Genomic DNA, 10,287 nt, shown 5'->3' with positions numbered 1-10,287 from the left:
CCCGCAGGCGGCGACCGAGAGCAACCCGTTCGCCGGCAAGGCCAACAGCGGCGCCACCTGGACCAACGACATCAGCCACGGCGAACTGATCCGCAGCAACGCCGACCAGACCATGACCGTCGACCCCTGCAACCTCCGGCTGCTCTACCAGGGGCGTTCCCCCAACTCCGGCGGCGACTACGGCCTGCTGCCGTACCGGCCGGGCCTGCTCACCCTGCAACGCTGACCGTATGACGACAACGGCGGGCCCGGCGCGACGCGCCGGGCCCGCCGCGCGTCACGTGGACAGCCACTTCGGCCGGCATGCAACGGACCCGACGGCGATTCCGTATGAGAGGTGTCCGAGTGGCAAGCGGGGACGAGGAGAGGTGGGTGGCCCGTGACGCGGCCTTCCGAACGGGATCGCGAGTTCACCGAGTTCGTGACGGCCCGGCGCACCGCACTGGTGCGCGTGGCGACACTGTTGGTCTCCGGTGATCTGGCCAAGGCCGAGGACGTCGTCCAGACGGCGTTGACCCGCCTGTACCTGGCCTGGCCGAGGGTGCGGCCGGACACGGTGGACGCGTACGCGCGGCGATGCGTGGTGAACGCGGCCACGGACGAGCGCCGCAGCCTGTTCCGTCGGCGGGAGCAGGTGCGGGCGCAGTTGCCCGACGTGGCCACCGTCGATGCCCCGGACGGGGACGAGACGCAGGTCCTGGCGCTGCTGGCCACCCTGCCGACGAGCATGCGGACCGCGGTGGTGCTGCGGTACGTCGAAGGGCTCAGCGTCGCCGAGACCGCCGATGCCATGCGGTGCAGCGAGGGCAACGTCAAGAGCCAGAGCGCCCGAGGGCTGGAGCGGCTACGGGCGATCTTCCCCGCCCAGGTGCACCACTTCGCCTGATCGATCCTGACCCCCGCCCGAGTGAAGGAGCACTGACATGCCAGACGTGATGGACGTCCTGCGGAACCTCCCGCATCGCGTGACGCCCGACCAGACCGGCGCGGATGTCGTCGCCCGCGACGTGGCCCGGGGACAGCGCGCCCTGACCCGCCGTCGGCGGCAGCGACTCGCGGTCTCCGGCGCGGCCGTCGCCGCCGTCGTCGCCGTGGCGCTGGGTGCCGCCCAGCTCGGCCAGCCCGGCGGCGCCACGGCCCCGGTCGCGCAGGGGCCCGGCACGACGGCGCCGCAGTCGCGGCTGCGGCTCGTCGCCTACACCGGCACCCAGCCGGTCGGCTTCGAGGTGAGTACCGTGCCGGAGGGCTGGCAGGTGGTCGCGTCGGACCGGAGCGCGTTCGTGGTGTCCCCGCCCGGCCAGGACCCGGCCCCGCCGATTCCCCCGGGGGGCGCCGTCAGCTTCGAGGGCCGGATCCTGGTGTCCCTGCAAGGTCTGTCCCACCTTCCCGCCGAGTCGCCCGTGACGACTGTCGACATCAACGGGCGGGCGGGTCAGCTGGGCTTCCCCGGGGAGGCGGAGGGCAAGCTGTCCGCCACCCGGTGGCTGATCTTCCCGGACGCCGCGGGCCGGCGGGTCCTGGTGCAGGTTCCCGGGGAGTTGGGCCTCAGCGAGGACCAGATCGTCCGCTTCGCGGAGGGCATCGTCGTCACCGACGAGGCGGAGGCCGTGCACGGCTGATCCACCAGCTGCGACGAGGCCGTATGGACGCTCCGGCGTCGGTGCGGTCTCGCCTGGTCACCGAAGCGGCCGCGGCAACGACCGCCCGGCCGGCTCACCCGAATCGATTCCTGGCTGGCTCCCACTGGGCGTACCTGCCGACGGTGCCGGCCGAAAACCGCCAGACTCGACCCCCGACAAGCGGTTCGCTGGGCCCATGACCAACTCGTACGAGGACCAGGCTCGGCGCTTCCGCTTGCTGCACCGCCCCGGCGAACCGCTGGTGCTGCCCAACGCCTGGGACGCCGCGAGCGCCCGGCTGATCGAGCAGGCCGGGGCGACCGCCATCGCCACCACCAGCGCCGCGGTCGCCTGGAGCGTGGGCGCGGGCGACGGCGGGGCGCTGGGCCGGGAACGGGCCCTCGACCTGATCGCACGGGTGACCGCCGCGGTCGACGTGCCGGTCACCGCCGACATCGAGGACGGGTACGCGGCCGATCCCGCCGGGGTCACCGGGACGATCCGCCAGGTGCTGGACGCCGGAGCGGCGGGGGTGAACCTGGAGGACGGCCCGCGGCCGGCCGCCGAGCACGCGGAACGGATCGCGGCGGCCCGGAAGACCGCCGGCCCGGCGCTGTTCGTCAACGCCCGGATCGACACGTACCTGCTGGCCCTCGGCGACCCCGCGACCCGGCTGCGCGACACGCTGGACCGGGCGGTGGCCTACGTCGCCGCCGGCGCGGACGGGATCTTCGTCCCCGGCGTGGCGGACCCCGACACGATCGCGGCGCTCGCCGCCGGGATCCCGGTGCCGCTGAACGTCATGGCCGGGCCGGGCGCACCGTCGGTCGGTGAACTGGCCGGCCTGGGCGTCGTCCGGATCAGCGTCGGCCCGGCGATCGCGCTGGCCGCGTACGCGGCGACGCGGCGGGCCACCCGGGAGCTGCTGGCCGCCGGCACCTACCGGGGGCTCGACGGCGCCCTGGACTTCGCCGAACTCGACGGGCTGATGGCGGAGCGCCCCGCCGTGCCCCGCTGACCGCCACCGCCGGACGGCCCCTCCGCGCTGAGGTGGAGGGACCGCCCGGCGCCCCGGTCAGGAGACCTTGAAACTGCGGGTGACGCTGTAGCCGGCCAGGTGGTCGGTGTCGGCCGGCTTGTGGACCCGGTAGGTGTAGGTGCCCCGCGCGGAGGGCTTGATGGCGAACGAGTAGCCACTCGTCGACGACAGCGTCCGGTTGGCCACCGTGGTCCACCGGCCGTTGACGTACCGCTGCAGGTAGACGTACTTCCCGGCGTGCGACGGAGAGACCTTGCCGGACAGCGTGACCGATCCGCCGAGGGCGACGGACGTCCTCGACAGCGACGCCGAGATGGTGGTCTTCACCCCCACCGTGCGCAGCGCGCTCTCCGAACCCTGGTAGGTGACGGAGTTGCGGTAGACCCACTTGTAGTCGAGGCTCCACGACGGCTTGTGGCTGTAGGCCAGGTTGCCGTAGCTGTTGCTGGTCGCGGTGGCGATCAGCGTCCAGGCGGTGCTGCCCTTGCGCCGGCCGTACAGCTGCACCGACGCGCCGCCGATCGCGGCGCCGGTGTCGGCGCGGACCAGCTTCCCGGTGACCGTCACCGCCGAGCCGTAGGCGAGCGCGGTGACGTTGCTGCCGATCGTGGCCCGGGTGCCGGTCAGCCGCACCGAGGGCGCGACCGTGCTGTACCGGCCGCCGCGGTCCTTCACCCAGACCCGGAAGGTGTACGTGGTGCCCGACGCCAACCCGGTCGCCGTCACGCTCCGGCCGGTGCCCGCGTACACCGCGGTGCCCGAGGTCGGCGAGGACGGCGCGGTGGTGCCGGTGGCCCGCCGCACGATCACCTGACTGAGGTCCAGGATGGACGGCAACGTCCACGACAGCGCGGCCGAGCCGACCCCGCCGGTCGCCTTGAGGTTCGTCACCGGCGGCGGGGGCAGGGCCTCGACCTTGAAGCCGTACCCGGTGCTCATCGACCGGACGCCGCCGGCGGTGACGCTGCGGACGAGCAACTGGTGAGTCCCGGCGGCCGGCGGCGTCCAGGTCAACTTCGCGGTCCCGTCGCTCTGCGCGGCGATCGAGGTGTACGCTGAATCGTTGACCGAGTACTCGTACCGGGTCGTGCCGGGCAGGCGCGGGCTGAAGGTGAAGACGCCCGGGGCGAGCCGGCCGACGCCGTCCTCCGGGAACTCGGTCGAGGTGACGCGGGGACGGTCCGTGACGGTCCACCCCACGGCATTCCCGTCCGTGGTCACCCCGGCGGCATTACGGGCGACGACGGAGACGTAGTGCTGACCGGCCTTCGGCGCGGTGTAGGTGAACGTGGCGCTGCCGTCCGCCGCCGCCTTGATCACCCGCTTCGTCGCCGGGTCCCAGTCGAGCACGGCCTCGTACTCGACCGGCTTCACCATCCGGGTACGGGCCGTGAAGGTCGCCGGCGTACCGAAGTCGACGCCGCCGCTGCGGGTCACCGTCGGCCAGGCCCCGTCGACGGAGAGCCGGGTGTAGCGCGGCTCGGACAGGTGGCCGTCCGCGCTGCGGCTCTGCACGTACAGGCCGTCGAGGCGGGTGGCGGTGGCCGTCCAGGTGAGGTCGGCGGTCCCGTCGGTGCGAGCCGGCAAGGTCGCCTTCTCGACGGGCTCGGCGCCCGTGTCGTCGAAGTACTTCGGCCAGTAGAGGTAGGCCCGCACGTTCGGCGCCCGGGGCGTGAGGCGGAAGGTGTGCGACGAGCCGATCAGCACCACCGGGCCGCCGGTGTCACCGGTGTCATCGGTGACCCTCGGGCCGTCGTCGACCAGGAACGGGTAGGCGCGGTCGGCGTGCGCCGTGCCGTCACGGGTGACGCTGTGGACGTACAGCGTCTGCCGGCCGGCGCGGGTGGGGGCGATCATCGCGGTCGCCGTGCCGTCCGCCTTCGCCGGCACCGTGCCCGACGGCCCGTCCTGGTCGATGCGCCACGCGAACGACGCCGTGTCGGCGAGCCCGGACCTCAGCTCGAACGCGCCGGGCACCCCGACGTTGTAGTCCAGGTTCGCATCTCCCCAGTCGCGGTAGTCGGAGGAGTAGACCGAGGGCCGGGTCTCCCGGACATGGAACTCGTGGCGGGCGGCCGGTGAGTGGTTGCCGGCGCGGTCGACGGCGTACACGGTGAGGGAGTGGTAACTGGCGGCGCGGGGCGTCCACCGGACGCTCGCCGGACCGCCGAGCCGCTCGGCGGCCACCGTCGCCTCCACCGTCTCGTTCCACAGCTCGCCCGAGTAGAGCTGGTAGCGGTAGCTGACGGTGTCGTCGGACGCCGGGGTGAAGGTGAACGTGCCGGGGACGCCGACCGCGCCGTGGGCGTCGTCCCAGCTACCCGCGGGATATTCGGCGGAGGCGACGGTCGGCGCCGGGCCGCCGCTGCGGTCCACGGTGAAGTGGCAGGTGCCGCTCCACGGCGAGGCGTCCGCGCCGTCGAGGACCCGCACCCGCCAGGCGTACGTGACGCCGTCGAGCTGCTTGGACGGGTCCTCGAGCTGGACGTAGACCTGGTCGCTCTGCTCGCCGACATCGCGCAGCCACTGCTGCGGGTGCGCCGGGTCGGCGACGTCCCACACCTGGAAGTCGGCCCGTGGCGCGGCACCGGCCCCCGTACGGTCGAAGGTGCCCCGCAGCACCACGGCCTGGGCGTCGTTGAGCAGAACCGGGCTCAGGTACGGCCCGGGCTCGGCGGTGGCGCACGGCTGGCCGGCCGTGGTGAGACCGGCCGGTGCCGGCACCGCCGCGGCGGCCGGCGCGGCCGCCGGCCCCACCGCCGCCGCGCAGCCGAGCACAGACGCGGTGACCAGCGAAACCGTCCGCCGGCCAGCGCGCGAGAGAAGCTTCATTCGTCTCCCCAAGGTGGACGGGCGTGATGATCGCCCGGCGTAGAGGATCGCATGCCGGGACGGTTCGCGCGGGCCGGTCACATCCGTTCCGGGGTGCGGATGCCCAGCAGGTCTAGCCCCTGCCGCAGCACCCGCGCGGTCAGGTCGGCCAGCAGCAGCCGGCCGTCCCGCACCGGCTGTTCGGCCCGCAGCACCGGGCACCGCTCGTAGAAGGCGTTGAAGGTGGTGGCCAGCCGGTACAGGTAGCCGGCCAGGTGATGGAACTCCAGCGTGCGCTCCACCTCGGCGACCACCGCCGCGAAGCCGGCCAGCTCGAACGCCAGCGCCCGCTCGGCCGGCTCGGCCAGTGGCACCGGAGCGTCCGGGCGGGCCGCCTCGCCGGCCCGCCGGAAGATCGACCGGATCCGCGAGTACGCGTACTGGAGGTAGGGCGCGGTGTTCCCGTCCAGGGACAGCATCCGCTCCCAGTCCAGCACGTGGTCGCGGTGCCGGTCGCTGGCCAGGTCGGCGTACTTCACCGCCCCGATCCCCACTGCCCGGCCCACCTCTGCCGCCTCGGCCTCGTCCAGCTCCGGGTTCCGCTCCCGGGTCAGCGCGGTGGCCCGGGACACCGCCTCCTCCAGCAGCGCCACCAGCTTCACCGACCCGCCCGTCCGGCTGCGCAGCATCCGCCCGTCGGCACCCAGGATCGAACCGAACCCGACGTGTTCCGCCCGGGCCGGCGGGGCGAGCCAGCCGGCCTGCCGGGCGACCGCGAACACCATCTCGAAGTGCCGCCGCTGCGGCAGGCCGACCACGTACACCAGCCGGGTCGCGCCCAGTTCCCCGGTCCGCCGCCGGAGCGCCGCCAGGTCGGTCGCCGGGTAGCCGTACCCGCCGTCGGACTTGCGGACGATCAGCGGCAGCGGTGCCCCGTCCCGCCCCACCTGCCCGGCCGGGAAGACGCAGGCGGCCCCCGCGCTCTCCCGCAGCAGGCCGAGCCGGTCCAACTCGTCGACCACCGGGGCGAGCAGGTGGTGGTAGCTGCTCTCACCCCGGAAGTCCCGCGCGGTGAGGGTGACGTCCAGCAGGTCGTAGACGGTGAGGAAATAGCGTTCGGACTGCTTCACCAGCAGCCGCCACAGCCGCAGCGTGGTCGCGTCGCCGCCCTGCAACGCCACCACCCGCCGCCGGGACCGGTCCCGAAACCGCTCGTCGGCGTCGAACTTCGCCCGCGCGGCCTGGTAGAACGAGTCCAGGTCGCCCATCGACAGCTCCTCGGCCGCCTCGGCCTCCCCCAGGTCGACCAGGTGCTCGATGAGCATGCCGAACGGCGTACCCCAGTCGCCCAGGTGGTTGGCCCGCACCACCCGGTGCCCCCGCCACTCCAGCAGCCGGGCCACCGCGTCGCCGATCACCGTCGACCGCAGGTGCCCGACGTGCATCTCCTTGGCCACGTTCGGCGCCGAGTAGTCGACCACCACGGTCTCCGGCCGGGCGACGGCCGGCACCCCGAGCCGCGGATCCCCGGCGAGCGCGGTGACCATCCGGGCCAGCGCGGCGTCGGAGATCGTCAGGTTGACGAAGCCCGGCCCGGACACCTCCGCGACCGCGCACAGGTCGTCGAGCTCCGCGCGGTCCAGGACCGCCGCGGCGATCTCCCGGGGCGGCCGACCGAGGCGACGGGCCAGCGCCAACGCCGCGTCGGACTGGAAGTCCGCGCGCTGCGAGCGCCGGACCACCGGGTCGACCGGGCCACCGGCCACGGCCGCGAACGCCGGCGCCAGCCGGTCGGTGAGCAGCTTTTCACAATCCATCGGTACGCCGATCTCGTTCGGATCCGTCTCGCGGATCTCCAACTTCGGATGCGGGCGGACCGAGGGCGTACGGCGGTGACCGGCGGCTCGATCCGCCGGTCGCAGGAGAGGGTGCTCAGCGCAGGCGGTCGGGGGACCGCCGGCGTCGCAGCGCGCCGAGCTGGACGTCGGGGGACGTCGGCAGGTGCGGCTGCGGGCTGGTCATGGTGACAGCCTAGCCGCCCGGTCCGGGGACGGCGCAAGGCCGTACCCGGACCGGGCGGCCGGCGTACGCGGATCGTCAGGCCGGCGTGACGGTGGACTTGCGGTACCGCTCGGCCCGCCGCCGGATCTGGGTGTACGTGCCGGTCAGGCCCATCGCCCGGCGGGCCTCGACGAGCGTGCGGCGCACCTCGTCGCGGGTCCGTTCGGTGCCGGTGTGGATCAGCTCGTCGACCAGGCCGGGCCGGTCCTCGAACCGGGCCCGCCGCTCCCGGATCGGGTCGAGGAAGCGGTTGAGGGCGACCACGAGGGCTTCCTTGACCTCGACGTCGCCGACCCGGCCGGCCCGGTAGCGCGCCTTCAGCTCCGCGACCTGCGCCCGGTCCGGATTGAACACGTCATGGTACGCGAAGACCGGGTTCCCCTCCACCGTGCCGGGCACGTCGGCCCGGACCCGGTTCGGGTCGGTGTACATGCCCAGCACCTTCCGACGCACGGTGGCGGCGTCGTCGGCGAGCGCGATGGCGTTGCCCCGGCTCTTGCTCATCTTGCCCGAGCCGTCCGTGCCGACCAGCGTGGGTGTCTCCGACATGATCAGCTCGGGGACCGGGAAGACCTCGCCGTAGAGGTGGTTGAAGCGCCGGGCGATCTCCCGGGTCACCTCGACGTGCGCCGCGTTGTCCTTGCCGACCGGCACGACCTGCCCCTTCACGCACAGGATGTCGGCGGCCTGGAGGACCGGGTAGCCGAGCAGGCCGTACGGCATCTCCTCCCGGCCGGCGTCCCGGGCCATCTCCTTGAGCGAGGGGACCCGTTCCAGCCGGGGCACGGTGACCAGGTTCTGGAACAGCGTGTTCAGGTCGCCGACCTCGGGGAGGGCCGACTGGAGGTAGAAGGTGGCCCGGTCCGGCTCGACGCCGGCGGCGAGGACGTCGGTGACCATCTCGCGGGCGTTGTGGGCGACCCGCTCGACGTCCTCCCGGGTGTTCCGGGTGGTCAGCATGTGCAGGTCGGCGATGATGAAGAAGCTCTCGTACCGCTGGTGCAGCCGCACCCGGTTGGCGATGCTGCCGACGAGGTGGCCGAGGTGCAGCCGCCCGGTGGGGCGGTCACCGGTGAGCATCCGTGCTGCGGACATGGTCGTACGCCTTTCGGGTGGGACGGTGAGTGGGGCGCGCGGGCGCGCGGGAAGCGACCCGGGCTGGACCCGGATCGGCGGAATCAGCTCGTCAGAACGAGCGCCGCCATCGCCCGCCGGCGCGGAACCGCAGCCCACCGGCACGAAGGACGTCGAGGATCTGCTCCCGACCGTCGCGGGGACGGCCCGGGAGGATCGGAACGGCAGCCGCCCGGAGACCGTTCACGGTCTCCGGGGCGCAGTTGCTCGGCCGGACCATGCCTGACACCGTAGCCGCTCCGCGGCTCACGGCTCAGCCCTGTCGGTAGCTCTCCTCGTAGTAGCTGCCGACCTGGTGCCGGTAGTCGGACCGGGCGAACTCGTCCGGATCGAAGGCCGGTGAGTTCTTGACCTGCTCCCGGGTGCGGTCCACGTGGACGGCCCGCTCCAGGTGGTCGACGCGGTCGACCGTGCCCGCCGGCAGCAGCACCTTCCGGCCGAAGATCCACGGACCGGTGTCCACCACCAGGTAGCGGGCGTCCGCCTCGTCGCTCGCCTGGTCGATCGAGCCGATCCGGCCGTCGGTCGCCTCCACCCGGTAACCAACCAGGTCCACCGGGGTGCCCGGGCCGGCAGCGTCGGGGCCGTCGGAGCCGTCCGCCCGCTGCGCCGGCACGTCGCCCGGCCTGGTCTGGTCGTAGCCGCCGGCGAGTGCGGACGGGTCCCGCCAGACCCACGGATTGAACGGTTGCATGATGACCTACCTTCCAGTCGTCGTCCTGGGCTTGGAACAGTGCCCGGCCGGCGAAAACCGGAAACAACCGGTCGCGCCGGCGCCGCTGGCATACTGGCCAGCCATGGTGCTGTCGCGTGGCTGGTCGCTCTTCCTGGTCGGAGTCGGCGTGTGGACGTGGGTGATCTGGCCGAGGTTCGCAGTGGCCATCTGGAACGACCCGCGCGCCTGGTCCGCCGGAGCGGTCGGCGCGGGCACGCCGACCGGGTTCGGCTGGGTGCACGCCCTGCTGATCGCCGCCTCCCTCGCCATCGGCACCACGGTCGGCGTGCTCGGCGTACGCGGATGGCGCTCCGCGCGACGTCTCCACGCCTGACGGCGGGCGGCAAGGCAGGATCGTGACCAGGAAAGATAGCGCTGCGCAGATGGTGTGACGCGGGCCGCTACCCACGGATTTGACGTTCAAACCCGCAGACGCGTAACTTTCTCTCTGCCAGCGCGGAACGGGGCAAACGGGACGAGAGCCCGGGAACGCCGAACCGAAACTGGCACCGGGTCAGACAGGGGCACAGTTCCTGCCGGACCCGGACGGGCGGGGCTCGCCGGACACGCCGCAGGGCGGATTTGGCAGAGCGGAACCGACCGGGTAACGTTGTCGACCGGCAGCGCACCGGGCGAGCTCGCGGAAGATCGCGACGGCCGGGCTGCCAATCCGATGATCAAGCGCGGTGGTTCGCCACTGTGCGTGCTCAGCGGCGCCAACCCGTACGAAGCACGACAGACCGGGACACACGGTTTGACACGGCGGAGACGGTGAGGTAACGTAGTAAAAGTGCCCGGCGCGAGAGCGGCGGACATGGTGGACGAGTTGCCCCGGATGGGGTCCTGCGGTTGTGGGGCTTCGGATGGTGTGTGGTTGTTCTTTGAGAACTCAACAGGGTGCTATTGAT

The 10,287-nt window shown here is 72.9% G+C and carries 9 protein-coding genes; 5 read left to right on the top strand and 4 right to left on the bottom strand.

Going from position 1 to position 10,287, the window contains the following annotated elements; translation table 11 throughout:
• The 4 genes from AB0H57_RS31935 to AB0H57_RS31920 form a co-directional block, all read left to right on the top strand.
• On the top strand, positions 1 to 226 hold a 226-nt coding region (locus AB0H57_RS31935; protein WP_357512386.1), incomplete at its 5' end, for a non-reducing end alpha-L-arabinofuranosidase family hydrolase.
• A 153-nt stretch (positions 227 to 379) separates the two neighbouring features.
• Positions 380 to 886 (top strand): sigma-70 family RNA polymerase sigma factor, encoded by a 507-nt coding sequence (locus AB0H57_RS31930; RefSeq protein ID WP_357512385.1) that lies wholly within the window; start codon positions 380 to 382, stop codon positions 884 to 886.
• Positions 887 to 923: 37 nt separating this feature from the next.
• Positions 924 to 1,619 carry a hypothetical protein gene (locus AB0H57_RS31925; RefSeq protein WP_357512384.1) on the top strand — a complete coding sequence of 232 codons (696 nt, stop codon included), beginning with the start codon at positions 924 to 926 and terminating at the stop codon, positions 1,617 to 1,619.
• A gap of 196 nt (positions 1,620 to 1,815) precedes the next feature.
• A complete protein-coding gene (locus AB0H57_RS31920; protein WP_357512383.1) occupies positions 1,816 to 2,637 on the top strand; it encodes an isocitrate lyase/phosphoenolpyruvate mutase family protein in 822 nt (273 codons plus the stop codon).
• 57 nt (positions 2,638 to 2,694) lie between these two features.
• Here the strand turns inward: AB0H57_RS31920 and AB0H57_RS31915 are convergent, their stop codons facing one another.
• The 4 genes from AB0H57_RS31915 to AB0H57_RS31900 all read right to left on the bottom strand — a co-directional run bounded on the left by AB0H57_RS31915 (position 2,695) and on the right by AB0H57_RS31900 (position 9,358).
• The gene (locus AB0H57_RS31915) at positions 2,695 to 5,490 is read right to left on the bottom strand and encodes a fibronectin type III domain-containing protein (protein ID WP_357512382.1); all 2,796 of its coding nucleotides are present in this window, start codon (positions 5,488 to 5,490) and stop codon (positions 2,695 to 2,697) included.
• A gap of 77 nt (positions 5,491 to 5,567) precedes the next feature.
• On the bottom strand, positions 5,568 to 7,286 hold the full coding sequence (gene argS / locus AB0H57_RS31910; protein WP_357512387.1) for an arginine--tRNA ligase: 1,719 nt from the start codon (positions 7,284 to 7,286) through the stop codon (positions 5,568 to 5,570).
• A gap of 280 nt (positions 7,287 to 7,566) precedes the next feature.
• Positions 7,567 to 8,625: a tryptophan--tRNA ligase gene (gene trpS, locus AB0H57_RS31905; protein WP_357512381.1), complete on the bottom strand. Its 1,059-nt coding sequence runs from the start codon at positions 8,623 to 8,625 to the stop codon at positions 7,567 to 7,569.
• A 292-nt stretch (positions 8,626 to 8,917) separates the two neighbouring features.
• Positions 8,918 to 9,358 (bottom strand): PRC-barrel domain-containing protein, encoded by a 441-nt coding sequence (locus AB0H57_RS31900; protein WP_357512380.1) that lies wholly within the window; start codon positions 9,356 to 9,358, stop codon positions 8,918 to 8,920.
• Positions 9,359 to 9,461: 103 nt separating this feature from the next.
• On the opposite strand from AB0H57_RS31900, the gene AB0H57_RS31895 reads away from it, so the two are divergent.
• A complete protein-coding gene (locus AB0H57_RS31895; RefSeq protein ID WP_357512379.1) occupies positions 9,462 to 9,713 on the top strand; it encodes a hypothetical protein in 252 nt (83 codons plus the stop codon).
• The last annotated feature ends 574 nt before the right edge of the window (positions 9,714 to 10,287 follow it).

The sequence above is a fragment of the Micromonospora sp. NPDC050686 genome (genome assembly GCF_040654475.1).
Taxonomy (GTDB): domain Bacteria; phylum Actinomycetota; class Actinomycetes; order Mycobacteriales; family Micromonosporaceae; genus Micromonospora.
The sequence above is the reverse complement of the archived record's forward strand: the minus strand, read 5'-3'. Positions and strand labels throughout refer to the sequence as shown.